Source organism: Xanthomonas hortorum (assembly GCF_024339125.1).
In the GTDB taxonomy this organism is placed as follows: Bacteria; Pseudomonadota; Gammaproteobacteria; order Xanthomonadales; family Xanthomonadaceae; genus Xanthomonas; species Xanthomonas hortorum.
The window spans coordinates 1,131,664-1,158,612 of sequence record NZ_CP101417.1; the positions used below are offsets into that span (position 1 = coordinate 1,131,664).

Here is a 26,949-nt window from a genome sequence, read left to right on the forward strand (position 1 = left end):
ACGGTTACATCGCAAATATGTAACCGAACGAACTCATTCGCCAGCACAGCGCGGTCCAGGGCCTAATGTGTCGCAAATCCCAAGCCGAATGTAAGCGAACGGCGACATTGAATCCATGTCGCCGATCGCTTACATTCAGACCATGGACACTGTGCGTACCCCTGCCGACATCGGCAATATTATCCGCGCCACTCGCAAGAGCCGGGGCTGGGATCAGGCACGTTTGGCCAATGAAATCGGCGCGAGTCGGCAGTGGATCGTCGATATCGAGAAAGGCAAGCCACGCGCCGAGCTGCAACTGATCCTGCGCGCGCTGCAGGTGCTGGGCCTTGAGCTGATGCTTGCCCCAGGTGGCGCCGATGCTCGACATCGTCTTCCACCCGATCGCGCAGCCATGCCATCGATCAACCTGGATGACATCGTCGAACGCAATCGCACCCAGCGTCCGCTCAGTTCGCTTTACGCGTTGAAGAACGTGGGCAAGCCGAGTGCATTCCATGTCCTGGAACCTTCGCAAAGCGCCGGCCTGGTAACTCGTTCTGCCGCGCACGCCGCGCAGCTGGAAGTGCATCCAGCGCGCGATGCCGTGTCGCGCAAATCGCAGCAGCCGTCTGCAGAGGCAGCAGAGACTGATGCGGCGAGTTCACAAAACGCTCGTGTACCAGACATCGGTAGCAAGACCACACCTGCCACACCAAAAGCGCGATCAATCAGCAAGAAGAAGACCAAGTGAAGCTGATTGCACTGATGGGCAGCCAAGTGGTCGGCCAGTTGGATGCCGACGCTACTGGCCGTGCGCGATTTGCTTACGACCCTGCCTGGCGAGCATCGGCGAATGCGATACCGCTTTCGTTGAACATTCCGCTCAGCCGGGAGCATCACCCAACCGATGCGGTCAACGCGGTGGTCTGGGGCTTGCTACCCGACAATGAAACCACCTTGCAACGCTGGGCATCCAGATTTCAGGTCTCGCCGCGCAACCCGTTGGCGCTGTTGTCGCATGTTGGCGAGGACTGTGCCGGTGCGGTGCAATTCGTCACTCCAGCCCGGCTTGAGGACGTCATGTCCGGCGCCAACGACAGCATCGAGCCTCTCACCGAGAGCGCATTGGAAATGCGCCTGCGCAGGCTGCGCCAGGATGTCGGTGCAGCACGCCAGATCGACGACGTCGGTCAATTCAGTCTAGCCGGCGCGCAGGCCAAGATTGCCTTGCTGCACGACGGACAGCAGTGGGCCATCCCGGCCGGACGCATTCCAACCACGCATATTCTCAAACCACCCAGCGGCGAATACGACGGCTTCGTCGAGAACGAACTGTTTTGCCTGCGCCTTGCGCGCAAGATCGGCCTGTCGACTGCAGCGGGCCAGGCGCTGAGGTTTGGCGATGAGACGGCCATCTGTGTCGAGCGCTATGACCGCATCGCAACCCAGGGCACGCTGCTACGCATCCATCAGGAAGACTTCTGCCAGGCATTGGGAGTGATGCCGCAGATCAAGTATCAACACCAGGATGGCCCGGGACCAACCGAGATCGCGCAGCTGCTGTGGATGCATTCCTCGCACGCGCGGCAAGACGTTGAAAGCCTGTTTCAGGCCTTGGTGTTCAATTACCTGATCGGCGGCACCGATGCGCATGCGAAGAACTATTCGTTGTTACTTGGCCAGGCGGGACAAGTGCGACTGGCGCCGCTGTACGACATCTCCAGCGCCCTGCCTTATCCGCATCTGCAACAGCGCAAGATCAAGCTGGCGATGAAGATCAGCGGCCACTATCGCTGGTGGGATGTCCGTTCAAGCGATTGGCAACAGCTTGCGCTGCAGATGCGCCTGGAGGCATCGGCTTGCCTCGCGTGGATGCGCCTGGCTGCCAATCAGCTGCCGGACCACGCGCAGGATCTTGCTGTCGAACTTCGAAACGAAGGCGTCGAGCATCCAATCGTGGACGCGCTGGTGGATGCAATCCACGCCGCATGTCAGCGGGCGCTCAAACTGCTGCAATCAGTTTGAGGCACCGACACGGCCACCACGTCGCCAAGCGCCGATAACATTCTAAAAAGCAGCCGGTTACAGCGGACGCAACAAGCGAAGCCCGAACCAGTCCTTCGCATCGTTCCAACCATGCGTAACTTTCAATCCGGCCGCCGCAGCAAGTTCAGCGAAGCGGGCGTCGGTGTATTTGTAGCTGTATTCGACCTGCATCGCTTCGCCTTCGGCGAAGTCGAAGTGTTTGCCGCCAACGTGTACGCGCTGTGTGCGTTGGCTGATCAGGAAGGTTTCAATGCGGCCACGTTCACGCGCATAGACCGCGTGGTGGTGGAAGCCATCCAGATCGAAATCGCTACTGATCTCGCGATTTAACCGCGCCAGCAGGTTCAAGGTGAATTCGGCAGTGACACCGGCTGCATCGTTATAGGCAGCCTCGATCAAGGCAGCATCCTTGTCTAGGTCGATACCAATCAACGCGCAACCATCGCTACCCATGGTCTGGCGCATCGCATCCATCAACTCGATGGCAGCGGCGTCGGTGAAATTGCCCAGCGTGGAACCGGGGAAGAACACCAGATGCCGACGCGCCGGACGTTGCGCATCGGGCAACCGCAATGGCTTGGTGAAGTCGGTGCACACCGGCAGCATCTGGATCTGCGGAAATTGCTGGGCCAGCCGCGCGGTGCTGTCGAGCAAGGCGCTGCGCGAGATTTCCAGCGGGGTATAGGCCACCACATCGCGCAGGCCCTGCAGCAGCAACTCGGTCTTGCGGCCACTGCCGCTGCCGTATTCGACCACATGCACCTCGGGGCCGATCGCCTGCGCGATCGCCGGCATGCTGGCTTCCAGCAGACGCAATTCGGTGCTGGTGAGGTAATACTCCGGCTGCTGGGTGATGGCTTCGAACAACTGCGAACCGCGCGCGTCGTAAAAATACTTGGACGGCAGCGTCTTGGGCGTCTGCGCCAAACCCGCCAGCGCATCGGCGGTGATGTCGTCCGGTTGCGGTTGCAGATCGGTCAGCGCGGCGTGGGCGCGTTGGGTGGCGTGGGCGGCGGCGTTCAAGGCAGATCCTTGGCAAGGCGCACGCCGGCAAACTGCCAACGCGCATCGGATGGGAAAAAGTTGCGGTAACTGGCGCGGATATGGCTGGCCGGTGTGGCACAACTGCCACCGCGCAGCACCCATTGCGCATTCATGAATTTGCCGTTGTATTCGCCCAGCGATCCGGGCCACGGCGCGAAACCCGGATACGGCAGATACGCACTGCCGGTCCACTCCCAGACATCGCCGAACAACTGCTGCAGGCCGGTATCCACCGCTTCGGCGCCGCGTGGATGCAGCGCGTCGGTATCGACGAAATTGCCTTGCACCGGCACACCGGTGGCGGCTTGCTCCCACTCGGTTTCGGTGGGCAAACGCGCGCCGGCCCAACGTGCGAAGGCATCGGCTTCGAAGAGACTCAGATGACACACCGGTGCATGTGCATCGCGCGCGCGCCAGCCATCAAGCGTGAACTCGCGTCCATCTGCATCCCAGTACAACGGACGCTGCCAGCCCTGCGCCTGCACCATCGCCCAGCCATCGCTGAGCCAGGCGCCGGCACTGCGGTAACCACCGGCGTCGATGAATTCCTGGAATTCAGCATTGGTGACCACGCGATGCGCCAGCGCATGCGCGCCGACCAGAACACGGTGACGCGGCGATTCGTTGTCGTAGGCAAACGCTTCGGATTGCGGCCACGCGGCTGCACCGATCTCCACGATCTGCTCGTCGCGCGCATGCCAGCGCAGCGTGCTGGCAATGGCGGCGGGCGGTGCGGGCGCATCGCGATAGGCCGGCTGCAACGGATTGCTCCACAGCGCATGCTTGATGTCGGTGAGCAGCAACTCCTGATGCTGCTGCTCATGCTGGATCCCGAGTTGCACGATGGTGCAGGCCTGGGCGTCTAATTGCCCATCGCGCAAGCGCTGCTGCATCTGTGCATCGACCGCAGCGCGGTAATCGCGCACCTGCTGCAACGAGGGCCGCGACAGCACACCGCGGCGTGCGCGCGCATGCATCGGGCCGACGCTTTGGTAGTAGCTGTTGAACAAGAAATCCCAGGCCGGATCGAACACGCGGTACGCAGGATCTGTCTGCAACACGAAGCGTTCGAAGAACCAGGTGGTATGCGCCAGATGCCATTTGCTGGGGCTGGCGTCGGGCATGCTCTGCACCATCGCGTCTTCGGCGCTGAGCGGTGCGGCGAGGCGATCGCTCAACGCGCGGGTCTGCGCGAAGCGTTCCAGCAGGGTCAGCTGCTGTTGCTGGTGGTCGACCAGCACGGGGGAGAGTGCAGACATGTGCATATGCTTGAGGAGCGGCCGTGAACGCGCCGTGTCGGCAGCGTGGCAGCCAGCGGTAAGCTGTAGTCATGTCCACGTCTTCCCTGTCCAGCCTGCTCCCCGCCCCCATCGATTGGGCACATCGGCAGCAGGCATTCGCGTTGCCTATCGACATCACGTATCTGGATGCCGCCTCGCGCGGACCGCTGTTGCGCGCCGTGCAAACGGTGGCACATCAGGCCCTCGACGCGATGGCCACACCCTGGCAGCTGCCGTTCGATGCGTGGCTGCATGACATCGAATGTTTGCGCGCGCTTGCCGCTGGCTTGTTCGACCACGACACCGACGGCGTGGCGATGCTGCCCTCGGCCGCGCATGGGCTGGCCACTGCCGCACGCAACCTGCCGCTGCAACGCGGCGAGGCGGTGTTGCTGCTGGAGGGACAATTCCCGTCCAACTTGCTGATCTGGCAACGGCGCTGTGTGGAAGTCGGTGCGCATATCGTGGCGGTGCCGACGACCAGCGGCGACGCACTCACCGATGCGGTATTGCAGGCGATTGCCGACACCCCTGCGTTACGCATCGTGACGCTGCCGCACGCGTACTGGCTGGATGGGCGGCAACTGGACCTGGACCGGATCAGCACAGCGGTGCACGCGCGCGGCGCGGCATTGGTGCTGGATCTGAGCCAGAGTCTGGGCGTGCTGCCGACCGATCTACCGCGCTGGCAACCGGATTTTGTGGTCAGTGTCGGCCACAAATGGCTGCTCGGGCCGATGGGATTGGCCTGGCTGTGGGTGGCACCGCACTGGCGTGCGCACGGCGTGCCGATCGAAGAACACTGGATCGGCCGCGATGCGGGCAGCAGTTGGGACTTTCCGGTCGCGAAAGCGCCACCGTACCGCAGCGGTGCACGACGGTTCGATGCCGGCGGCGTTGCCGATCCCTTGCGGATCGCAATGGCGACGGTGGCATTGCAGCAAGTCACCGCATGGCAGCCTGCACGCATTGGGCAGGCGCTTGGTGCGCTCACTGCGCAGTGGGATGCGGCCTTGCACGTACGTGGTCTGGGCGGCTGGCGCACGCCTGGGCATGCACCGCATCTCACGGCCTTGCAGCCTCCAGCAGATCAGCTGGATGCAGTGGCGGCAACGTTCAGCAAACTTGGTGCGATCTGCACGCGGCGACACGGACGTTTACGTATCGCACCGCACATGAGCGTCACCGAGGATGCGCTTTCACGCTTGATTGCGGCGCTGCCAGACGGATGAGGCGGTAAGCCAGCGCTTGTAGGAGCGGACCTGGCCGCGAAGGGGCGTTACCGGGGTAATGCCTCATCGCGGCCAGGTCCGCTCCTACGCGCTCAACCGCGCTGGCTGAGCCGCAACCCACGCGGCGTGACCCAGCGCTCCAGGCCTTCGAACGCCGCCTGCACCAGCAGTGCAAGCACCGCCGCGGGAATCGCGCCTTCCAGAATCAAGCCGATGTCGTCCAGACGAATGCCGGTGAGGATCGGCTGGCCGTAACCGCCAGCACCGATCAATGCGCCCAGCGTGGCGGTGCCGACGTTGATCACCGCTGCGGTCTGGATGCCGGCCACGATCGTGCGACGCGCCAGCGGCAACTCCACGCGCCATAAACGCGTCCACGCCGGCAGCCCGATCGCCTGAGCGGTCTGGCGCAGCTCGCGCGGGATCGAGGTCAGCCCGGCGTGGGTGTTGCGCACGATCGGCAGCAGGCTGTAGAGAAACAACGCGGCAATCGCCGGTTTAGCGCCGATGCCGAACAGCGGAATCATGAAGACGAACACCGCCAGCGATGGCAGCGTCTGCAACACGCCGGTCAACGACAACACCACCTGACCGAGCCGCTGCCGCCGCGCCGCAAGCACGCCCAGCGGCAACGCAATCACCAACGCAAAGCCCAACGAGATGCCGACCAGGGCCAGATGTTCGCGCGTGTGCCGCAGCAGGCGGGTGATACGCGAATCGGCTTCGGATGCAGGCTTGACGCCCAGCCATTGCGCCGCCACCGCCGCCTCGGACTGACGCTCCAGCTTCACCTGCGCGTTGAGCCGTTGCATGGTCGCTTCGTCGATGCGTCCCTGCAGCCCCTGCAATGTCTTCAACATCGCCGGTGCGCGTTGCGCCAGGTCCTTGCGATACAGAAACACGGCCTGGTACTCGGGGAAATACCGGCGGTCGTCGCGCAGCACCTGCAACTGGTAATACGGAATTTCCGCATCGGTGCTGTAGAGATCGGTGACTTCGATCGCCCCACTCTGCAGCGCGCGATAGGCCAGATCGTGATCCAGCCCGGTCGCGGTCTGCGGCAGCGCGTACGCGGCGCGTATGCCAGGCCAGCCATCGGCGCGTTGCATGAATTCGTTGCTCAGGCCGATGGTGAGCGTTGGATGCCGGGCCAGATCCGACATCGTCGCGATACCGAGCGCCTGCGCGCGTTCGGCACGCATGCCGAAGGCATAGGTGTTCTGGAAGCCGAGCGAGTCGGTCATCGCCAGTCCGCGTGCATCGAGTGCGGCACGCAGTTCGGCCTGACTGGCTTTGGGTAGTTGCAGCAGTTCCTGCGCCAGCGTGCCGGTGTATTCGGCGTAAGCATCGATCTGCCCGGTCTCCAGCGCGCGCCACAGGATGCGCGTGCCACCGAGCTGCGCGCGGTGCTGCACCTCCACACCATCTCTCTGGCCGGCGGCAGTGGCGATCTCGCCCAGCAGGACCGCCTCGGTGAAGTTCTTCGAGCCGATCGTCACCTGCGCGGCATGCGCGCCGGCACTGCAGATCAGCACACATAGTGCGAGCAACGCGCGCGCGATCATGCGGCCTCGCCGATGCTGCGTTGCGCAGTGAGAAAGCGTTGCACGAACGGATCGGCCGGATGTTCGAGCAAGCTGCGTGCACTGCCCTGCTGCACCACGCGGCCGGCGCGCATCAGCACCAGGGTGTCGGCCAGATAAGCCGCTTCGGCCACGTCATGCGTCACCAGCACCACGGTCTTGCCGAGCTGGGCGAACAGTTCGCGCATCTGCGCTTGCAGGTCGTAGCGCACGATGGGGTCGAGTGCGCCGAGCGGCTCGTCCAGCAGCAAGGCCGGTGGATCCAGCATCAAGGCGCGGATCAAGCCCACGCGCTGGCGCTGTCCGCCCGATAACTCGGCCGGGTAGCGCTTCAATAAGCCCGGCGGCAACTGGCACAGCGTGCACAAGATCTCCAGGCGCTCATCGATGCGTTGCCGCGTCCAGCCCAGCGTCTGCGCCAGCAACACCACATTGCTGCGCGCATCCAGATGCGGAAACAGCCCGCCTTCCTGGATCACATAACCGATGCGTTGCCGCTGCGCCTGCAGGCTGGCGCGTTGCAGCGGCGTGCCGTCGAAGGCGACCGTGCCGCTGTCGGGCCATTCCAGCCCCACCAGCATGCGCAGCACGGTGGACTTGCCGGCGCCACTGGGGCCGATCAAGGCGGTGGTGATCCCGCTGGCGAATGTCAGCGTGACTGCATCGAGGGCAATGGCCTGGCCGTAGCGGCGGCTGACCTGGTCGAGAGTGAACATGTGCGCGAGCTTGCCGGGCCTGGCGTCAGGCGAGCGCGAAGGCAAGCGTGCCGGCGCGCATCACCGCGGCGGCGCCAGCAACTCGCGCGCGCTCAGAGAGCCATCGCCGTTGGCATCCTGCCGCGCGAAGCGCTCGATCAGCGTGGCGCGATGGGCCGCGCGGGTGATCGGCTTGCCGCGACGACCCGGCAGTTCATCGCCCTGCAGCACGCCGTCGTGATCCAGGTCGCGCTGATCGAAGGCGTAGCTCATCCAGGCCAGATATTCATCGCGGCTAACACGTCCATCGCCGTCGGTATCCATGCGCTGCAGATATTGCTGGCTGTCCTGCACCTGGGCCTGCGCGACAACCGCCGGAATGCACACACCACACGCCATCAGCATGCTGCGCACGATCAAGCCATGCGATCCACGCGCGCGCGCACCGGCACGCGTGCCACTACGCTTAAGACCCACTCAGCGCATAACCCTTGAGCCGCGCCGCATACGCCTGCAAGGCGGCATTGCCGCTGGCTTCGGCCTCGTGACACCACTGCTGCAGGTGCTTGAGCCGTTCGGAGGCATCATGGCTGCGCGCTTCCAGCACGGCGGTCAAGCGCGCGCGGTACTCGACCAGCGTGCGCATGCGCGGGCGCTCGGCCACCCAGCGCTGCAACTGTTCGCGCGCGTCGGGCTTGAGCCAACGCCCATCATCGACCAGGCCCTTGCGCAAGCGCCGCGGCAGCAACTGCCGCAACTTGGCGCCGGTGGCGGCAGCTTCTTCGCGCAATGCCGGCTTGAGCACGTTGCGCTGGTAGTCGGTCATGGCCTGAAAGCGATGCGACAGCAATGCCTTGAGTGTGTCGGCATCGGGCACGGCGATATTGGGGCGGATATCCAGCGACGGCGCCACGCGCAGCACCTTGGCCAGGCCCAAGGCCTGCAAACCGCGAATCGCGACCCAGCCGATATCCAGCTCCCAGCGCCGCATCGAAAACCGCGCCGAGCTCGGGAACGCATGATGGTTGTTGTGCAGTTCTTCGCCACCGATCCACAACGCCCACGGCGTGAGGTTGGTGGAGGTGTCGGCCGATTCGAAATTGCGATAGCCCCACCAGTGGCCAAGACCATTGACCACGCCAGCGGCCCAGAACGGGATCCACGCCATCTGGATCGCCCACAACGCAATGCCCGGCAGACCGAACAACACCGAGTTGATGACCAGCAACGCGATCGGGCCGGCATTGGCATGCGGGGTGTACAGGTGACGCTCGATCCAGTCGGTGGGTGCGCCCTTGCCGTACTGCTCGATATCGGCACGCTGCGCGCGCGCTTCGCGGTACAGCTCCACGCCGCGCCAGAACACTTGGCGGATGCCCTTGGTCTGCGGGCTGTGCGGGTCTTCTTCGGTCTCCACCTTGGCGTGATGCTTGCGATGGATCGCCACCCATTCACGGGTGATCATCGAGGTGGTGAGCCAGGTCCAGAAACGGAAGACGTGCGCAACGAGCGGATGAAAATCCACACCCCGGTGCGCCTGGCTGCGATGCAGGTACAAGGTCACCGCAAAGATGGTGAGCTGGGTGAACACCAGCAGCACCGCCAGCATGCCCCACACGCCCAACCCGGCCACGCCGGAGGTCAGGAAGTCGATGATCGGATCGGACAACATCGGCAGTTCCACAGCGGCGCCATCTCTTTGGTCGATGCAGACATGATGGGGGCGATGGCGGCAAACTTCACCCTTCGGATGCGTAGGGTGCGCCCTGCATTCCTAAAGCGGTTCACACGTCTCCTTTCCTCACTTGGTTGATGTCATCCGTATGACTGTTGCTGCCGATTCTGCTGTCGAAAATGCCGTCCCGTTGATCGAACTCGACCATGCCAGCGTGATGCGTGGCCAGGTACGCGTGCTGCACGCCTTGAGCCTGCGCATTGCGCTGGGGCAACACACCGCCATCCTGGGACCCAATGGCTGCGGCAAATCCTCTTTCATCAAACTGATCACGCGCGAGCTGTATCCGCTGGTGCGTGCCGACGGCCAACCGGCGGTGAAAGTGCTGGGCCAGACGCGCTGGCAGGTGGATCGCTTGCGCTCGCAGCTGGGCATCGTCACCGGCGATCTGAGCGTCAACCTGGCCGACATGCCGGGGCTGGATGTGGAAAGCGCGGTGCTGTCCGGCTTCTTCGCCAGCTACGTGGTGCCGCCGCATCGCGACGTCAGCGACGACATGCGTGCGCGGGCACGTGAGGCGCTTGCATTGGCGCGCGCACTGCCGCTGCTGGATCGGCAATTTGCCGAGTTGTCGGCCGGCGAAACCCGCCGCGTGCTGATCGCGCGTGCGTTGGTGAACCGGCCGCAGGCGCTGCTGCTGGACGAGCCGTCCACCGGTCTGGATCTGGTCGCGCGGCAACACCTGCTCGACAGCATGCGTCACCTCGCCCAGCAAGGCATCACGCTGGTACTGGTGACCCACCACATCGAAGAGATCGTGCCGGAGATCGCGCGGGTGATCCTGCTACGCGGCGGCAGCGTGGTGGCCGATGGCACGCGCGATGCGCTGCTCACCGACGCCAGCCTGTCGGCAGCGTTCGACGGCCCGGTGCGGGTGCAGCGCGATGGCGAGCGTTATTGGGCGACGGTTGGGGAAGGCTGAGTTGCTTGCGGGCGACGGGGCGCGGAGCGGGGGGCTGGGGTAAGGGTACGGGGTGAAGCCACACGTGGAATCAGATGACACCAGGCTTCGCTCGTACCCTCATCCGCCCCTGTGGGGCACCTTCTCCCGTGGGGAGAAGGAACAGCGGTTGATCGCGCGACGCGTGTATTCTCCCTCGCCATCCATCCAACATCCCGTCGCCATGACCGCGCTCCGCCGCCCACGCTTTCTCGCCCTGATGTCGTTGCTCGGCCTGCTTTCGGCCTGCGGCGGTGAACCGCGCCCTGCCATGCCGGCACCCGTCGTGCAGGCGCCCTCTGCCAGCACTGCAAAGCCGGTGAAAATCGGCGTGGCGCTCGGTGGCGGTGCGGCCAAGGGATTTGCGCATATCGGTGTGATCAAGATGCTCGAAGCCAACGGCTTTGCGCCGGTGGTGGTGTCGGGCACCAGCGCCGGCAGCGTGGTCGGCGCGTTGTATGCCAGCGGCATGGACGCATTCCAGATGCAGGAAAAAGCCGTTGCGCTCGACCAGACCAGCATCCGCGATGTGCGGATCTTCTCCGGCGGGCTGGTGCAGGGCCAGAAGCTGCAGGACTACGTCAACGAGCAGCTCGGCGGCAAACCGATCGACAAATTGCGCAAGCCCTTCGCCGCAGTCGCCACGCGCCTGGAAGACGGCGAACGCACCGTGTTCGTGCGCGGTAATGCCGGCCAGGCGGTGCGCGCGTCCAGCAGTATTCCCGGCGTGTTCGAGCCGGTGACCATCGGTCAGTACCACTATGTGGACGGCGGTGTGGTCAGCCCGGTGCCGGTGGATGCAGCGCGTCAGCTCGGCGCGGAATTCGTGGTGGCGGTGGATATTTCCAGCAAGGCCAGCGGCAAGAATCCTGGCGATCTGCTCGGCACCGTCAACCAATCGATCTCGATCATGGGCCAGCGCCTGGGCGAGGCCGAACTCAAACGTGCCGATGTGGTGATCCGCCCCAAGGTCAGCGACATCGGCTCGGCCGATTTCAACCAGCGTGGCGCGGCCATCCTGGAAGGCGAGCGCGCCGCGATGGCGGCGATGCCGCAGATCCGCGCCAAGATCGCGCAGTTGCAAGCGCAGCGCAGCAGCGCTACCCGGACGGCTGCCGATCAGGCTGCCGCAGCCAAGGTAGAAGCGTATCGGCGCTGTCTGGAAGAGCGCTCGCGCTGGGAGAAATTGCGCGGCAAGGACGAGGCCTGCGTGGCGCCGTGATGTGGACAAGACCGCTCTTGTAGGAGCGGCCTTGGCCGCGATGCGTTACCTGTACCGCATCAGCATCACCGGCGACACCTCAATACCGCCAACGCAAAGACACGCTGACAAACCGCGGCTCGCCGTAGTTCTGGTAATCCAGGTTGGCCCAATAGGTCTTGTCGAAGGCGTTGCGCACCGCCAGCGTGGCGGTCCATTGCTCGCTGATGCGGTAGTTGGCGTTGAAGTGCACCAAAGCGTACGCGTTCTGCACCACGGTCACCGGTGTGGTGGCGCCGCTGCCGTCGCCGGTGGGGCGCTCGATATTGAAACCGCGTACCGCGCTCTGCCAGCTGACGCCGCCACCGATGCTCAGGCGCTCCCAGGCGCCGGGTAGGCGCAGCTGCGTGGACAGCTGCAGATAATCCTCGGGCAGGTTGGCGTAGATCGCATCGGTGGGCGGGCGCGTCACCTTGACGTGGGTAAAGCCGGCATTGACGGTCCAGCCGGGCAGGATCTCGCCGTTGATATCCATTTCCCAGCCACGGCTCTTGGTGCCGTTGATGCCGATGTAGGCCGAATTGCCGTCCGGCAGCGAGGATTCCGGCTGGGTCATGTCGCGCACGGCGAAGTTGTCCTGCTTGGCCTCGAACACGGCGGCGGTGGCCATCGCATGGCCGTCGAGCAATTGCGCCTTGATGCCGGCTTCCAGGTTGGAGCCTTCCACCGGCGCGAGCAGGTTGTTGTCCTTGTCGCGGTAGTTCTGCGGATTGAAGATTTCGGTGTAGCTGGCGTAGAGCGAGACGTCCGGCACGATGTCGTAGACCAGGCCGACGTACGGGGTGACTTCGTCGCTCACTTCATAGCGGCCGCTGGTGCCGGTGTAGGTGCCGCTGGTGTCGAAGGCCTGGGTGCGGGTTTCCCAGGAACTCAGGCGTGCGCCAGCGATCAACGACAGCGGGTCGGCCAGACGAAACCGTGTGGAGGCATACACGCCGCGCTGGGTGGTGCGCGCTTCGCTGCGTCGGCCGGTGCGCGCATAGGTCACTTCGGACGCATTGCCATCCCAGTTGCGGATATTGGGTATGAAATAGCAGCGCTCGGGCGGGCCAAAGTCGTTGGGGCAGGTCGCCCAGTCGTCGGGATAGGTCTGCGCCAAGCCATACGAGGTCGATTGCAGATCCTGCCAGCTGCCGCCGACCACCACATCGTGCTGGCGGCCGAACAGCGAGAAACCACCGGACAGATACACATCCACGCTGTCGCGGGTGTCTTCGGTCTCGCCAGCGCCGGTTCGCAGAAACAGGCCGCTGCCATCGGCGGCCGGATAGCCGGTGCCATACACGCGCAGGCTCTGCACATTGCCCTTGGTGTGCGCGGTGTTGACGCGCAACAGCCAGTCCTCGCCGAAGCGTTGTTCCAGGTTGGCGAACGCAGTGCTGGTTTCGCGCTGCCAGCGGGTCCACTCCGGCGCCAGGTTGGTGGAGCGCGACAGGTTGGCCAGCGAGCCATCGGCGGCGAAGAACGGCACCGTGCCCCAGGTCGAGCCGACCGGGCTGTTGTCCTGGCGCTGATACCCGACGGTGAGCGTGGTGCTGTCGGTCAGATCGCCTTCCAGCACCGCCATGCCCGACATCTTGTTGTCGTGGTAACGGTCGTAGTAGTAATCGCGGTCCTGCCAGGCCGCCACCACGCGGCTGCGCCAGCGCCCGTCTTCGGTCAGCGGTGCGTTGACGTCGGCCTGCATGCGGCGGAAATCCCAGGTGCCCGCGCTCACCGCGAACGAGGCATCGAACTCCTTGCCGGGCCGCTTGCGCAGCAGATTGACCGTGGCCGAGGGAATGCCCGCGCCGGTGAGCAGGCCATTGGCGCCGCGGATCACTTCGATGCGGTCGTAAAAGACCGTGTCGTATTCCTGGTTGGTGGAACCGCTGTAGGTGGGCAAGCCGTCGACCTGGAAGTCGGTGATCTGGAAGCCGCGCGCGAAATACAACGGCCGCTGGGTGTCGTAGAACGACACGTTGACGCCGGTGACATTGCGCATCACATCGTCGATGCTGAAAAGCGACTCGTCTTCCAGCCGCTGCAGCCCGATCACGCTCACCGACTGCGGCGTTTCCTGCAAGGTCAGCGGCAGCCGCGTGGTGGTGGCCGGCTGCGCGCGGCTCACCGCACCGTTGACGTTGACCTGGTCCAGCGTCTTGGCGCTGGTGGCATCGGCAGCGTGGGCAGTGGACGTCGTCATCGCCAGCGCGCACAGCAAGGCGGCGGACAGCGTGGCCAGAGGGGCGGAAATCGCGGGCATTGGAGGGGTTCTCATCGATCGGTGCGGACGCTGGGCGTCAGGAAGCTGCAGGCAGGCGTGCGCGTCCCACTCGGGCGACGAGCTGGCTGGCCCTGCGGGGCTGGCGGATCGACGGGGAACGACATGACCGGACGCGGCCAGAAGTTATGCAAATGTAAATCGTTAGCGTTTGAGAGGCAAGTCACAATGTGCCACCCCGCCCTCATGCAGCGCTGCGGGGGTCAGGCCAGATGCGCCAACGGCAGGCCTTCCGGTGCCTTGACGGTGCGCAGCACGAAGCTGGAATTGACGTCGGAGACGCCGGTGGCGTTGAGCAGGCGGTCGAGCAGAAACCGCGAAAAATGCTCCAGATCGCGCACCTGCACCTGCAGCAGGTAATCCATGTCGCCGGTGAGCGCCCAGCAGGCCACCACCTCGTCCCAGCCACGCACGCCCTCGGCGAAATGCTCGATATCGGCCTGGCCGTGCTGTTCCAACTGCACGCGCACGAACGCCTGCAATCCAAGCCCCAGTGCCTTGGCATCCAGGCGCGCGCCGTAGCCAGCGATGATGCCGGCTGCCTCCAACCGTTGGGTGCGGCGCAGGCAGGCCGATGCCGACAGATTGACCTGCACCGCCAACTCCGCATTGCTGCTGCGCCCCTGCGTCTGCAGCAGGGCGAGCAGGCGCAGATCGGTGCGGTCCAGGGCGATAGGCTGATCCATATATTGCACAGCAGCAGAAGATGACGCACGAATCTTGCGCCATCTGGCGTTGACCGCGCAAGATTCGCAATCCCGTTGCGCGACCATCGGGCTAAGGTGAGCGCTGATCATCGGGAACTGCCGCCGCATGAACATCGCACCGCAACGCGTCGAGAATCAGCTCACCGACAAGGGCTATGTGCCGGTCTACACCACCGCCGTGGTCGAGCAGCCGTGGGACGGCTACAGCGCCGACGACCATGCCACCTGGGGCAGCTTGTATCGGCGCCAGCGCGAGCTGCTGGTCGGGCGCGCCTGCGACGAATTCCTGCAGGCGCAGGATGCGATGGGCATGGGCGACACCCACATCCCGCGGTTCGATGCGCTCAACGCCGTGCTGCAGTCGGCTACCGGCTGGACCCTGGTCGGCGTGCAAGGGCTGCTGCCGGAACTGGATTTCTTCGAGCATCTGGCCAACAAGCGCTTCCCGGTGACGTGGTGGATCCGCCGCCCCGAGCAGATCGATTACATCGCCGAGCCGGATTTGTTCCATGACCTGTTCGGGCACGTGCCGCTACTGATGAACCCGCTGTTTGCCGACTTCATGCAGGCCTACGGCCGTGGCGGAGTCAAGGCGCATGGCATCGGCGCGGACGCGCTGCAGAACCTTACACGGTTGTATTGGTACACGGTGGAATTCGGCCTGATCGCAACGCCACAAGGGTTGCGTATCTTTGGGGCCGGCGTCGTGTCGTCGAAGGGCGAATCGCTGCATTCGCTTGAATCGCCGGCGCCCAACCGGATCGGCTTCGACCTGCAACGCATCATGCGCACGCGCTACCGCATCGACAGCTTTCAAAAGACCTATTTCGTCATCGACAGCTTCGCGCAATTGATGGACGCCACCGCGCCGGATTTCACCCCGATCTATGCCGATCTTGCGCAGCAGGCGCAGGTGCCGGCCGGGGATGTGCTGGTCACAGATCGGGTGCTCCAGCGCGGTACCGGCGAAGGTTGGAGTTGCGAGGGCGATGTGTGAGCGGTGCCGGGGTGGCGCGAGATCGCTACACCGACTCGACAGCACTGCCCACGCGGACTAAGGTCAAACCTCCCCACACCGCCTTCGCTCAATGGACCTGACGCAGCTACGCATCCGGCGCTTGGAGCTGGACGACACCCGCCTGCTGTTCACCCTGGCCAATGGCATCCGTATCGATGAGCCCATCAAGGCGCATCGGCTGTTGTTTAAGGCGGCGGCGCCGCAGCGCGCGCAGTGGCAGATTACCGAAGACGGTTTTGGGGTGAACTGGCCCGCCGTCGCGCCGCCCACCCCGGAGGGCCTGCTCAACATGCCCGAGCTGTTGTGGCGCCGCCGCAGTGCGCGCGCGCAGACCAAACTGTCCACGCTGCGTGGCCACCTGGATGCGCTGACCCCCGGCGAGCGCGAGCTGGTTGCACTGGCACGGCTGGACGCGGACATGGTCGAAAGCGGCTACGCGCGCTATTTCGACCGCTGGGACGCGAGCACGCGCACTTACGCGCTGCAGGCGCTGGCGGCGATGGGTGCGGCGCAGACACGCCAGGCGATCGAAGGCTTGGGCGCCGTGTTCGAACGCCTGGAAGAAGACCCGAATCTGCTCAGCATCGAAGACATCCTCGACGCCATGAACGAGACCGACCGCCAGCGCGTGGATGGCTGGGAAGAGGTCTATTACCGCCGCTCCGGCGAACTGGCGCGACTGGGGCTGACGCATTACGGGGTGGATAAGGCCTGAGCCGCCATCACTGCATTGCCGGTGCCGGATGCGTCTTGCCTCAGCCCGGACTCACAGCCGGCACTGCGCATCGTCCACACCGGGCACGCGCTCCCATTGCCAGGTGTCTACCTGCTCGCCGCGTGGCAGATAGTCCACGTCGAACTCCTTGCCATCGCGACGCAGGCGCAGGTGCAGGCGCTCGGTCTGGTTGCCCTGGATGCCGTCCTGCGGCACCGGCCGCACGATTTCATCGCCATTGCGCACGCCGGCGCGCGCGGCCGCCGAATCTGCCATCAGGCCGCGCACGATGCGTGTGGGTTCGGCCAGCACCGCCGGCTCGAACCCCAGCACATAGCGCCGCAGCGGTTTGCTGGTTCTGCGAAAGCACGGCCCGAACGCGTCCGATGCGGGCAACGGCGGGGTGCCCGCCAGAAACGCGTGGAACTCCTGCACCGCCGTATCGCCCAGCTCTGCCTTCAGCACGACCTCCCAGTCAGCTTGGGTCGCATTGCGCTCTTGGGTGATCAGCAACAGTGCACGCAGCAAGTCATCCAGAGAGCGTTGACCGTGCGAGCGCTTGCGCAGCGCATCGTCCACCGTGGCCAGATACAACATGCCACGGTCATACGCGAGCGTCCGGATACGGGTGTCCTTCCAGAACCCCTCTTCTATGCGTGCATTGGGTAGAGCGCCCAGCGCATTGGTGTAGTAACGCGCTGCGGTAAGGTTGAGAACAGTCAGATACTGCTGCGGGGTGAACAAACCGAAACGCAGCGGCAAGCGGGCTTCGTAAAACACCGCCGAGCCCTCGCTGAACCAGGTCGTGGACTCGCCACCGTTGCGCGACAGGCGTGGCTGATAGGTGTGGAACATTTCATGCGACAAGGTGACCTTGATCTCGTCCAGGTCGGTCTCTGCCGGCGTGCCGTAGGTCGTGATGAAGGACCGGTACAAGGCCGTTCCGCCGCCGGCGTTGACCGGGTTGTAGCGCAGGAAAATCGTATAGGGCCTGGATTCCGGCTGCGGAAACAGTGTTTCGAACTGTTCGTGCAGCTCGCCCACCCAGGCGGACAACGCGCTTGCATCGAAGGGCGGTTGCCCCTGCCAGGCAACCGAAAACCCGTCCGCTCGCGGCACGCTCGGCCAGCGCCCGACGTCCCCTGCCATGAAGAACAAGCCGGGCAGGCTGCCGGTATCGATGTCCCCGACCTGCACGTTGCCCTCCCCGAACGAGCTCACGCCCCTGGCGCCGGCCGGCAGGTGGCTCAGATCCCAGCCGATGTTCAACGCGTAGATCTGCTCCTCGGGCGGCAGCACCAGAAACATCGCCGAGGTTGCAGAAAACGCATGCGCATCGTTGCGGAACGAAATCGGCGGGGCCGGGCCGCGCGGCGGCCGCGTTGCGTTGGCCGGTACGCGGTAGCGCAGGGTCAGCGGGCCGCTGAGCGCACGCGGTGCGGTCCAGACACGCAACTGGCTCTGATCGCCGTTTTCCTGCGCGGTGGCCGCACGTCCAGACAACTGCAACTGGCCGCGCGCATCGGTCGCCTCGATCGAGGCGATGTGCTCGGCGAAGGTGTCCACGTTGTTCACCTGCATCGGCAGCTGCGCCACGATGCCGCCACGCGGGACGGCAAGGTCACCAATGCGCAGGCGCACCTCCAACGCGGTCACCTCCCCCTTGTCTGCGTAGGGCGCAAGTTGCAGCTCCAGGGCAACCGGCGCGGGCGCCGCCGGCGCCGGGCTTGCCACTGCGCCAGTTGCCACAGTGGTGAGTACGAACAGGAGGAACCAGGGAGTTTTCATACATGCCGGACGCTGGGGATGGCCGATCATGCCGCCGCTCGAGGCCGCCCACCAGTGTGCCGAAGGTCACGGCGTGCAAGGCAGTGCAATGGCTGCCGTGTCTTGGAATGGGTGATGCGGATGTCTGACGTTTGCAGCGACCGCGCCATCGCAGTGCCGGGCGGTTGCACTGCGTTTGTATGGGCCGGTCAGACAGTGATCTTGCGACTGAAACTTGAACTCACATCGCTCGAATACAAAATTAAGTTGCTTTTACGAGACTAAAGAGTAATTTAATTTGGTATGGCTAAGCGTATTCCTCCTACTATGCCGCGTGCGCAGCGCCAGATCGAGGCGCTGGGAGAACGCTTGCGCGCCGCACGACTGCGTCGCGAGATGACCCAGCGCGAGCTGGCCACCCGCGTCGGCGTCAGCGTGCCAACCCTAGCCAAGCTGGAAAACGGCGATCCATCGACCAGTCTGGCGACCGTTCTCCGTGTACTGACCGTGCTTGGTGTGGACAAGGACATCGATCTGCTGGCGCAGGCCGATCCACTGGGGAGGCAGCTGCAGGACAGCCGGCTACGGCGCCCGAGGCCCTCCTCCATCAGGAGCGAGCCATGAGTTCGGCTCCCTTGGCGCATGACATCAACAAGGTCGAGGTGTGGCTAGAGGATCAATCATTGGGCGGCAGCTCCCTGGTTGGGTATTTGACACGCCAATACAGCCGCCGCGGCGAGACACTGCAGTTCGAATATGCCGCCGGATGGTTGGCCGACGAGACACCCGTTCGCGCGTTCGCGCTCGACCCGCAACTGCCGCTTTATGCGGGCGCATCGATTGCACGCGCTGGAGCGTCCGAGTTGACCAGTGCCTTTCTGGATTGTTCGCCCGATCGCTGGGGCAAACTGCTGATGAAGCGCAGAGAAGTGATCATGGCGCGCGAACAAGGCCGAAAAGTTCGTACACTGCGGCCCTGGGATTATCTGATCGGCGTCAACGATGCGTCCCGCATGGGCGCGCTGAAGTTGCGCGACAGCACGACCGGCCGATACCTCGACGACCATGCATTGAGCGCACCGCCCATGACGCAATTGCGCGAGTTGGAAGCGATTGCTCGGCGCCTTGAGCGCGATGACATGGATGACAGCGACATGGATCTCACGTGGGTCAAGCAACTGATCGCACCCGGCGCTTCGCTTGGTGGCGCCAGGCCCAAGGCCAGTGTCAGAGAGACGGATGGCTCTCTCTGGCTGGCGAAATTCCCTTCCGCTGACGACCTCTACGACGTGGGGCGATGGGAATACATCACCTACCGTCTGTCACTGGCTGCGGGCATCAGCATGCCTGCCGCCAAACCACTGGAACTGTCCAATCACGGCACCACGTTCGCGGTGCAGCGCTTTGATCGCACTGCGCATAGCCGCCGTGCATATGCCTCGGCATTTACGCTGCTAGATGTGGAACACAGCGAAGCGTCGTCTTACGTCGATATTGCGCATGCCATCGAAGTCGTTGGCGCAACACACGCAATTCAACATGATCTGCACCAGTTATTCCGCCGCGTCGCCTTCAACATACTGGTCGGCAATCGCGACGATCACTTACGCAATCATGGATTCCTGCGTGAGCACGACGGCTGGCGTTTGGCACCTGCGTTCGACGTCAATCCAAACCAGGACAAAGACGTGCACGTGCTGGCCATCAGTCTTGACGACACCACACCCGATACGGCGCTATTGATGGAAACGCACGAGTATTATCGGCTGACCAGAGCGCAGGCATTGGCCATCATCGAAGAAGTACGCGCGGCGGTTGCGCGGTGGCAACAGGAAGCTGTGCGATGCAACGCCAGCCGCGCCGAGATAGTGGCGATGGAGTCGGTGATTGATCCGATGCGATAGGCTTGATTTCAAGGCGTATCGTGAGCATCGCAACCGGGAGATCGATGATACATATCAGTGACGTGTGGCTTATATCTTCGGCGCCACCGTGTACGCCAGCAATACAACCAACGGTTCTTCTCCGGTTTGCTGTAACGCGTGCGTACTTCCCGGCCGCGTCAGTAGCGCATCGCCTGCGTTGACTTCGTATTGCTTTCCATCCAGCGCATACAGCCCGCGGCCGCTGACGATGTAATAGATCTCGTCCTTGTCGTGCAAGTGCAGGCCGATGCCCGCGCCCTTGTGCAGCACGCGTTTGCGCAGCACGAATTTCAGCTCCGGTGCGTCGGCGAAGAAGGGGTACGCCGTGGTGGGCCCGGCGCCACCGTGCGGGCCGGGTTGCGCGCGGGCGAGGTCGCGTTCGTGCACCACCAGCGAGGGATGCGCCTGCGCGGCGCGTTGTGCGGCGGTGTTGTGGGCTGCGCCGCAATCGGCGTCGCGACGGAGTTGCGGTTTCAGCGCTGGCTGCAGTTGCACCCAGCCATGCACAACCAGGCAGGCGATTGCGGTGGCACCGGCGCGGCTGAAGTGGGTGCCATCGGCTTTGCCTTGTTCGGGCACGAACAGGAAATACGGTTTGGCTGCCTGTTCGCCGAGTGCGCGGATCCAGTCGCTGGAACTGGCGTTGAGATCGATGAGGGCAACGTGTTCTTGCGCTGCGAGTTGCTGCATGGCCAGCGTATAGCGGCCGTGGGTATCGAGCAGCGCGCCGAAGTCGTAGAGCAAACGAGCGGCGGGCGTGATCAGGATCGGCGTGGCGCCCTTGTCGCGCGCGACGGCGATATAGCGGCGCAGGAACTGCTGATAGTCGCTGTGCGCGTCGGTGTAGCGGGTCGGGTCTTCGTGTTTGGCGTCGTTGTGGCCGAACTGGATCAGCAGGATGTCGCCGCGTTGCAGTTGGTTGGCGATGGCGTCCAGGCGTCCTTCTGCGATGAAACTGCGCGTGCTGCGGCCGCCCTTGGCGTAGTTGCGGACCTGCCATTGCGCAGGGTCGAACCAGTCTTGCAGCAGTTGGCCCCAGCCGGCTTGCGGGGCGCGCTCCGGGCCGTACTCGGCGGCGGTGGAGTCGCCGGCGATGAAGATGCGATGTGGTTCGGCGCGGGCGAGGTTTGCGGAGAGCAGCAGCAACGATGCGAAGAGAAGCAGACGCATGGTGCCTCCGGGGAAGAGTGTTTAGGACAGCGCGGTGTCCCTTCTCCCATCGGGAGAAGGTGCCCGAAGGGCGGATGAGGGTGCGGCGGCATTGGAAATGTTGGACTGTCATAGCCGCCCCAAGCGATCTTCGTTCAGGAAAGCTGTCTTCCGCCGTACCCTCACCCCAACCCCTCTCCCGGCGGGAGAGGGGCTTTAGGGATGGTCTGATCAACGGCATCGGAGGATGAGCCTAACCACATCGACCAGGCTGACGGCGCTCAGATCCTCGATTTTTTTGCCGTTTCCGGCGCGTTTGCAGGGTGTTGCCCGGGTTACAGGCGCACGTTCCCCATCGTCGGCAGTAACTGCTTTCGCTTCATCCACAGGTTCGATAGCGCAAACAAGGTCAGCACCTGCGCGGTGTTCTTGGCCAGGCCGCGATAGCGGACCTTGGTGTAGCCGAACTGGCGCTTGATCACCCGGAATGGATGCTCCACCTTCGCGCGCACACTGGCCTTGAAGTGTTCCCAACGTCTTTCCCGAGCACGCTCGCGTTTGTTGCCGAGGGCTTGCATCGTCGAGGGCCTGGCGGCGATGAAGAATGCAGCCTTGCAGGCCTGCAGTTCTTCGCGTTTGTCCGCACCGGTGTAGCCGCTATCGCCGAACACGCTGTCTTCTTTGCCATGCAGCAACGTGTGCATCACCGTGACATCGGCGACGTTGGCGGCTGTGCAATGGACGTGGTGCACCAACCCGGAAAATTCATCCACGCCGATGTGCGCCTTCATCCCGAAATACCACTGATTGCCCTTCTTGGTCTGATGCATCTCAGGGTCGCGCGCGTTGTCGGCATTCTTGGTCGAACTGGGCGCCGCGATCAGCGTCGCATCGACGATCGTGCCCGACCGCAGGCTCTGGCCCTTGCGCGCCAGATGCGCGTTGACCGCTTCCAGCATCCGCGCGGCAAGGCCATGGGTCTCCAGCAGGCGCCGAAAGTTGAGAATCGTGGTCTCGTCCGGAACGTTGTCCAAGCCACCGAGCTGGGCAAACCGCCGCAAGGTCGGGATCTCGTGCAGTGCTTCTTCCATCGCCGGATCGCTCAGCGCATACCACTGCTGCAGCAGATGAATCCGCAACATCGTCGCCAGTGCGTACGGCTGCCGACCTGGCCGGCCCGATACCGGATAGTGCGGCGCGATCAGACCGAGCAGTTGCTGCCACGGAACCACCTGCTCCATCTCGGCCAGAAAGATCTCGCGCCGGGTCTGCTTGCGCTTGCCCAGGCCCTCAGCGTCACCGAACGTCAGTTGCATGGATCACTCCTCAACATCAGGCGGGTAGTGTCGCGTATCTGTGGTGCGTTGTTCAGAGGTTCCCTAGCGCTTCGGGGGCCGGTTAAGCTGCCGCTGCTGCAGCGGCTTCCGGCTTGCCCAGTACGCCGGCGACGAAGGCGCGGATCTCGGCGTCCTGTGCGTTGTCGAAGAAGCACTGCTGGAAGCGCTCGCCGCCGATCGCCTGCTTGATCAGTTCCGGGTCGATGGCGCGCAGGCCGTCGATGTACGACTTGGCGGTGGCCTGCTTGAGCTGGGTCAGGATGCCGGCGTTGGCCGCCTGCGATTCGCGACGCTCGGCCGGGTAGCCCAGGCCGCGCTCACCGCTGAAGGCTTTTTCGAAGATGTAGCGCACGTTGATTTCCGCGCCCCAGCCGTAGCCCTTGGCGAATGCCAGCGACAGCGCGTTGCCGTTGTTGACCTGGGCGAACAGGTAGGCGTCGGTCGGCTCGATGCAGTAGCCGCAGAACACGCCCGGGTGTGCGTTGAGCGACATCATCGCGCCCTGACCGGTGCCGCAGCCGGCGACGACGAAGTCCACGGCCTTGGAGTTCAGCAGCAGGCTGGCGACGATGCCCAGGTGGATGTAGGTCAGGCGGTGGTCGTTGTCACCATCCATGCCGACGTTGAACACGCTGTGGCCCTGCTCGCTGGCGACGTCGTTGAGCTGCTGCAGGATCACCGGGTTCTTGCCGGCCTGACTGAACTCATTCATGAGTGCGATTTTCATGGGATGCTCCGATTGGGTTGGGGAAGTGGTTTGTATGTGGAATGTGTGCGCTTTGGTGCTGTGTCTTGATCCGCTCTTCCTGTGCCTTGTCCGTGCAGGATTAAGGCTCTGATCGAGAACGGAAGAGGTATGCCGGCATGCAGCGCGCGTCTGGTTGATTTACGTGCATACCGACCCTCATCCGCCCTTCGGGCACCTTCTCCCGGAGGGAGAAGGGAACGACGCGGTTTTCTCAGCGTGCCAGCCAGCCGCCGTCGACCGGGATGATGGCGCCGTTGACGTAATCCGAGGCGCTGCTTGCCAGGAACACTGCGGTGCCGCCGAGGTCGGCCGGTACGCCCCAGCGCGCGGCCGGGATGCGGTCAAGGATGGACTTGTTGCGCGCTTCGTCAGCACGCAGCTGGGCGGTGTTGTCGGTGGCCATGTAGCCAGGTGCAATGGCGTTGGTGGTCACGCCCTTGCTGCCCCACTCGTTGGCCAGCAAGCGGGTGATGCCGGCGATGCCGGACTTGCTGGCGGTGTAGGACGGCACGCGGATGCCGCCCTGGAACGACAGCATCGAGGCGATGTTGATGATCTTGCCGCTGCCCTGGGCGATGAAATGGCGGCCGGCGGCCTGGGCCATGAAGAAGGCCGATTTCAGATTGACGTTCATTACGTCGTCCCAATCCTGCTCGCTGAAATCCACCGCGTCGGTGCGGCGGATCAGGCCGGCGTTGTTGACCAGGATGTCCAGGCGGCCCAGGCCGTCCAAGGTTTCCTTGAGGATGCGCTCGACTGGCTCGAGGCTGATCAGGTTGGCCTGGATGGCGATGAAGCGGCGGCCCAGGCCCTTGACCAGTTCTTCGGTCTCGGTCGGCGCCTGGATGCCGGCGGCGGCGATGTCGGCGCCCGCCTGTGCCAGTGCCAGCGCGATGCCCTGGCCCAGGCCAGTGTTGGCACCGGTGACCAGTGCGACCTTGCCTTCGAGACTGAACGGATTGCTCATTACCTTATCGCTCCTGCTGGGTGATGCCACGTTGGATGAGTGTGTTGCGTCCGCGCGCTGCGCGGCCACGCATTGATGGAGTTATTGCATTAACTTGGCTGATGAATCGCATTAACCGAGTTATTGCGCTGATTAAGTATTGCCTTGCAAGCGCCAGCGTCATTTGAGCTGGCAGATGTCCAGCACGTGCATGTCGGTGTAATCCAGGTTTTCGCCGCCCATCGCCCAGATGAAGGCGTAATTGCTGGTGCCGGCGCCCATGTGGATCGACCACGGCGGCGACACCACCGCTTCGTTGTTCTGGATCACGATGTGGCGCTGCGCGTCCGGCTCGCCCATGAAGTGATAGACGCGGTCGTTGGCGCCAAGATCGAAGTAGAAATACACCTCGCTGCGGCGGTCGTGCAGATGCGGCGGCATGGTGTTCCAGACGCTGCCCGGCTTGAGCACGGTCAGGCCCAGCAGCAACTGCGAGGACTGGCAGGTGGCCGGCACGATGTACTGGTAGATGGTGCGCTCGTTGCTGGTTTCCAGCGCGCCACGCTCCAGTGCCACCGCATCCTTGATCGAGAGTTGTTTGGTCTCGAAGCGCGCGTGCGCCGGCGTGGAGGCCAGGTAGAACTTGGCCGGGTTGCTGGCGTCTGACGAAGCGAACGTGACCTCGGTACTGCCCATCGCCACGTACAGGCCGTCTTTCGGCCCGAGCGTGTAGGCGGTGCCGTCCACGGTCACGGTGCCGGTCCCGGCGCCGACGTTGAGGATGCCCAGCTCACGGCGCTCCAGGAACGGATGGCCGGCAGCGGAAGCAGGTTCGGTCTGCTTGGGCAGCTCCAGCGTTTTGCTGAGCGGAGCGGCGCCGCCGAGCACAAAGCGCTCGTAGTGGGTGTACTTGAGGGTCACCGCATCGTCCACGAACAGGCCGTCGAGCAGATAAAGCTCGCGCAGGTCGTCGTTGCTGGCGCCCTTGATGGCGTCGGGATGGGTGGCGTAGTGGGTCTTGCAGTACAGGGACATGCGCGATCTCCGGTAGCAAGCAAGGGGGATATTGGCTTGCACCGGGACATTCTACCGGCTCTGGTTAACCGGTGTCATTGCGCAGTGCACGATAGGGTGGGGAATCCCTTCTCCCTGCGGGAGAAGAGGGCGCGTAAGCGCCGGATGAAGGTACGAGGCTGCGCGCGGTGCTAGAGGCGCGATCGGGTTGGTTGAGTAGAGGCCTGTGCGCCCATCTCACTTCAGCGCATGTCCGAGCTTTCTTAGATGGCTGTCTGCCGCCGTACCCTCACCCCAACCCCTCTCCCGGAGGGAGAGGGGCTCACTCCCTTCTCCCGTCGGGAGAAGGTGGCGCGTAGCGCCGGATGAGGGTGCGAGGCTGCGCGCACTCCCGCAGGGAGAGAGGCTTTACCTGCTCAATCCTCCGGCGGTTGGCAGGAGTCGCGCACGATCAGGTGCGGGCGCACGCTGGCGGTGGGGAGTTGCGGGGCGTTGTCGGGCTGGATCAGCATCGCGGCGGCGGTGCGGCCGGTGTCGCGGGTGTGGCGGCGCACCGAGGTCAGCGGCGGCCATAGCCGCGAGGCCAGCGAGCTGTCGTCGTAGCCGATCACCGAAAGCTGGCGCGGGATGTTGATACCGGCGCGCAGTGCGACCTTGTAGATACCGGCAGCCATTTCGTCGTTACCGGTGAAGATGGCGGTGGGGCGCTTCTTGCCCAGCAGCAGCTTTTCGGCCGCAGCCACGCCGGACTCGAAGGTGTAGCCGGCTTCCACAATCCGCTCGGGCGGCAGTTCGATGCCGCGCCGGGTCAGCGCGTCGGCAAAGCCCGAGGTGCGCTCGACCGAGGAGCGGTAGGCGCTGGGGCCGGTGACCAGGGCGATGTCGCGGTGGCCGAGCGAGAGCAGGTAGTCGGCGGCCTCGGCGGCGCCGTCGCGGTCGTGGGTGATCACCGTCTGCGAAGTGGCATCCAGCGCGACCGAGGCGATACGGGTGTAGCGGCAGCCGATCTCGGCCAGCATGTCGGCCAGCGCCTGGTCCTCGGAGGCGCGTGGCACCAGGATCACCCCGTGCAGCTTCTGCGCCTGGGCGAAGCGGCGCACGCCTTCGATGTAGCCGGGGCTGCGGCTGTCGCAGGGGTGCACCACCAGCTCGAAACTGGAGCCGCGCAGCGCGTCCAGTGCGCCGTACTGCATGTCCACGATGTACTGCGCGGTGGGGTTGTCGTAGACCATGCCGATCAGGAACGAACGCCGGAACGCCAGCCCGCGCGCGAGCGGGTCGGGCGAATAGCCGACCTCGCGCATCAGCGCTTCGACCTTCTCGCGGGTGTCCTGGCGGACCAGCGGCGAATTGTTGATGATCCGCGAGACGGTCTTCTTGGACACCCCGGACATCCGGGCGATGTCGTTGATCGTGGCTACCTTGCCCTTCGGCAGGCCGGGCATTCCCTCTTCAGGCATCTTGCGGGCGGGCATAGCGGTCAACCATTGAAGTTGATTGGATTCTACCGGCCAGCGGGCCGGCAAGCCTTCGCAGGCTTGCCGATGTCCCGAATCCGCCAT

The 26,949-nt window shown here is 64.2% G+C and carries 24 protein-coding genes; 9 read left to right on the top strand and 15 right to left on the bottom strand.

Annotated elements, in window-relative coordinates; all coding sequences use genetic code 11:
• The first annotated feature begins 115 nt into the window (after positions 1-115).
• Both NMB96_RS04765 and NMB96_RS04770 read left to right on the top strand, forming a co-directional pair.
• Positions 116-733, top strand: coding sequence for a helix-turn-helix transcriptional regulator (locus NMB96_RS04765; protein ID WP_255086387.1), 618 nt, complete (start codon positions 116-118; stop codon positions 731-733).
• Complete coding sequence (locus NMB96_RS04770) at positions 730-2,007, top strand: type II toxin-antitoxin system HipA family toxin (protein ID WP_255086388.1); 1,278 nt, start codon at positions 730-732, stop codon at positions 2,005-2,007. Before NMB96_RS04765 ends, NMB96_RS04770 begins: the two co-directional genes overlap by 4 nt.
• Positions 2,008-2,064: 57 nt before the next feature.
• On the opposite strand, the gene egtD is transcribed toward NMB96_RS04770, so the two are convergent.
• On the bottom strand, positions 2,065-3,051 hold the full coding sequence (gene egtD / locus NMB96_RS04775) for an L-histidine N(alpha)-methyltransferase (protein ID WP_255086389.1): 987 nt from the start codon (positions 3,049-3,051) through the stop codon (positions 2,065-2,067).
• Positions 3,048-4,337, bottom strand: a complete 1,290-nt coding sequence (gene egtB / locus NMB96_RS04780) for an ergothioneine biosynthesis protein EgtB (RefSeq protein ID WP_255086390.1) — start codon at positions 4,335-4,337, stop codon at positions 3,048-3,050. The genes egtD and egtB overlap by 4 nt, the downstream gene beginning before the upstream one ends.
• A 65-nt stretch (positions 4,338-4,402) precedes the next feature.
• Between egtB and NMB96_RS04785 the strand changes: the two genes are divergently transcribed.
• The gene (locus NMB96_RS04785; protein WP_255086391.1) at positions 4,403-5,584 is read left to right on the top strand and encodes an aminotransferase class V-fold PLP-dependent enzyme; all 1,182 of its coding nucleotides are present in this window, start codon (positions 4,403-4,405) and stop codon (positions 5,582-5,584) included.
• Positions 5,585-5,676: 92 nt separating this feature from the next.
• Here the strand turns inward: NMB96_RS04785 and NMB96_RS04790 are convergent, their stop codons facing one another.
• The 4 genes from NMB96_RS04790 to NMB96_RS04805 form a co-directional block, all read right to left on the bottom strand.
• Complete coding sequence (locus NMB96_RS04790; RefSeq protein WP_023902544.1) at positions 5,677-7,149, bottom strand: ABC transporter permease/substrate-binding protein; 1,473 nt, start codon at positions 7,147-7,149, stop codon at positions 5,677-5,679.
• A complete protein-coding gene (locus NMB96_RS04795) occupies positions 7,146-7,883 on the bottom strand; it encodes an ATP-binding cassette domain-containing protein (RefSeq protein WP_023902545.1) in 738 nt (245 codons plus the stop codon). Before NMB96_RS04795 ends, NMB96_RS04790 begins: the two co-directional genes overlap by 4 nt.
• 60 nt (positions 7,884-7,943) lie before the next feature.
• Positions 7,944-8,267 (bottom strand): EF-hand domain-containing protein, encoded by a 324-nt coding sequence (locus NMB96_RS04800; RefSeq protein WP_006453189.1) that lies wholly within the window; start codon positions 8,265-8,267, stop codon positions 7,944-7,946.
• 61 nt (positions 8,268-8,328) lie between these two features.
• Complete coding sequence (locus tag NMB96_RS04805) at positions 8,329-9,534, bottom strand: DesA family fatty acid desaturase (protein ID WP_115037771.1); 1,206 nt, start codon at positions 9,532-9,534, stop codon at positions 8,329-8,331.
• Between the two features lie 151 nt (positions 9,535-9,685).
• Here NMB96_RS04805 and NMB96_RS04810 point away from each other — a divergent pair, with 151 nt between their 5' ends.
• Together NMB96_RS04810 and NMB96_RS04815 are read left to right on the top strand one after the other, a co-directional pair.
• On the top strand, positions 9,686-10,519 hold the full coding sequence (locus tag NMB96_RS04810) for an ABC transporter ATP-binding protein (RefSeq protein WP_255086392.1): 834 nt from the start codon (positions 9,686-9,688) through the stop codon (positions 10,517-10,519).
• Positions 10,520-10,721: 202 nt separating this feature from the next.
• Positions 10,722-11,759, top strand: coding sequence for a patatin-like phospholipase family protein (locus NMB96_RS04815; RefSeq protein ID WP_255086393.1), 1,038 nt, complete (start codon positions 10,722-10,724; stop codon positions 11,757-11,759).
• Positions 11,760-11,838: 79 nt separating this feature from the next.
• Here NMB96_RS04815 and NMB96_RS04820 read toward each other — a convergent pair whose 3' ends face one another.
• Positions 11,839-14,043 (bottom strand): TonB-dependent siderophore receptor, encoded by a 2,205-nt coding sequence (locus tag NMB96_RS04820; RefSeq protein WP_255086394.1) that lies wholly within the window; start codon positions 14,041-14,043, stop codon positions 11,839-11,841.
• Between the two features lie 221 nt (positions 14,044-14,264).
• Entirely contained in the window at positions 14,265-14,747 is a 483-nt protein-coding gene (locus NMB96_RS04825; RefSeq protein WP_104549510.1) for an Lrp/AsnC family transcriptional regulator, read from the bottom strand.
• Positions 14,748-14,874: 127 nt separating this feature from the next.
• On the opposite strand from NMB96_RS04825, the gene phhA reads away from it, so the two are divergent.
• Together phhA and NMB96_RS04835 are read left to right on the top strand one after the other, a co-directional pair.
• Positions 14,875-15,765 carry a phenylalanine 4-monooxygenase gene (gene phhA, locus NMB96_RS04830; RefSeq protein ID WP_255086395.1) on the top strand — a complete coding sequence of 297 codons (891 nt, stop codon included), beginning with the start codon at positions 14,875-14,877 and terminating at the stop codon, positions 15,763-15,765.
• A 91-nt stretch (positions 15,766-15,856) separates the two neighbouring features.
• Complete coding sequence (locus tag NMB96_RS04835; protein ID WP_255086396.1) at positions 15,857-16,501, top strand: DMP19 family protein; 645 nt, start codon at positions 15,857-15,859, stop codon at positions 16,499-16,501.
• 51 nt (positions 16,502-16,552) lie between these two features.
• On the opposite strand, the gene NMB96_RS04840 is transcribed toward NMB96_RS04835, so the two are convergent.
• Positions 16,553-18,289, bottom strand: coding sequence for a M61 metallopeptidase family protein (locus NMB96_RS04840; protein ID WP_255086397.1), 1,737 nt, complete (start codon positions 18,287-18,289; stop codon positions 16,553-16,555).
• A gap of 282 nt (positions 18,290-18,571) precedes the next feature.
• On the opposite strand from NMB96_RS04840, the gene NMB96_RS04845 reads away from it, so the two are divergent.
• Both NMB96_RS04845 and NMB96_RS04850 read left to right on the top strand, forming a co-directional pair.
• On the top strand, positions 18,572-18,892 hold the full coding sequence (locus NMB96_RS04845; RefSeq protein ID WP_255086398.1) for a helix-turn-helix domain-containing protein: 321 nt from the start codon (positions 18,572-18,574) through the stop codon (positions 18,890-18,892).
• A complete protein-coding gene (locus NMB96_RS04850; protein WP_255086399.1) occupies positions 18,889-20,172 on the top strand; it encodes a type II toxin-antitoxin system HipA family toxin in 1,284 nt (427 codons plus the stop codon). Before NMB96_RS04845 ends, NMB96_RS04850 begins: the two co-directional genes overlap by 4 nt.
• 69 nt (positions 20,173-20,241) lie before the next feature.
• On the opposite strand, the gene NMB96_RS04855 is transcribed toward NMB96_RS04850, so the two are convergent.
• The 6 genes from NMB96_RS04855 to NMB96_RS04880 form a co-directional block, all read right to left on the bottom strand.
• Complete coding sequence (locus tag NMB96_RS04855; protein ID WP_255086400.1) at positions 20,242-21,363, bottom strand: GDSL-type esterase/lipase family protein; 1,122 nt, start codon at positions 21,361-21,363, stop codon at positions 20,242-20,244.
• A gap of 314 nt (positions 21,364-21,677) precedes the next feature.
• Entirely contained in the window at positions 21,678-22,658 is a 981-nt protein-coding gene (locus NMB96_RS04860; protein WP_183086593.1) for an IS5 family transposase, read from the bottom strand.
• An 82-nt stretch (positions 22,659-22,740) separates the two neighbouring features.
• Positions 22,741-23,406: an RpiB/LacA/LacB family sugar-phosphate isomerase gene (locus NMB96_RS04865; RefSeq protein ID WP_255086401.1), complete on the bottom strand. Its 666-nt coding sequence runs from the start codon at positions 23,404-23,406 to the stop codon at positions 22,741-22,743.
• Between the two features lie 232 nt (positions 23,407-23,638).
• Complete coding sequence (gene kduD, locus NMB96_RS04870) at positions 23,639-24,394, bottom strand: 2-dehydro-3-deoxy-D-gluconate 5-dehydrogenase KduD (RefSeq protein WP_023902094.1); 756 nt, start codon at positions 24,392-24,394, stop codon at positions 23,639-23,641.
• 159 nt (positions 24,395-24,553) lie between these two features.
• Positions 24,554-25,408: a 5-dehydro-4-deoxy-D-glucuronate isomerase gene (kduI, locus tag NMB96_RS04875; protein ID WP_255086402.1), complete on the bottom strand. Its 855-nt coding sequence runs from the start codon at positions 25,406-25,408 to the stop codon at positions 24,554-24,556.
• A 395-nt stretch (positions 25,409-25,803) separates the two neighbouring features.
• Positions 25,804-26,862: a LacI family DNA-binding transcriptional regulator gene (locus NMB96_RS04880; protein WP_006452150.1), complete on the bottom strand. Its 1,059-nt coding sequence runs from the start codon at positions 26,860-26,862 to the stop codon at positions 25,804-25,806.
• Between the last annotated feature and the right edge of the window lie 87 nt (positions 26,863-26,949).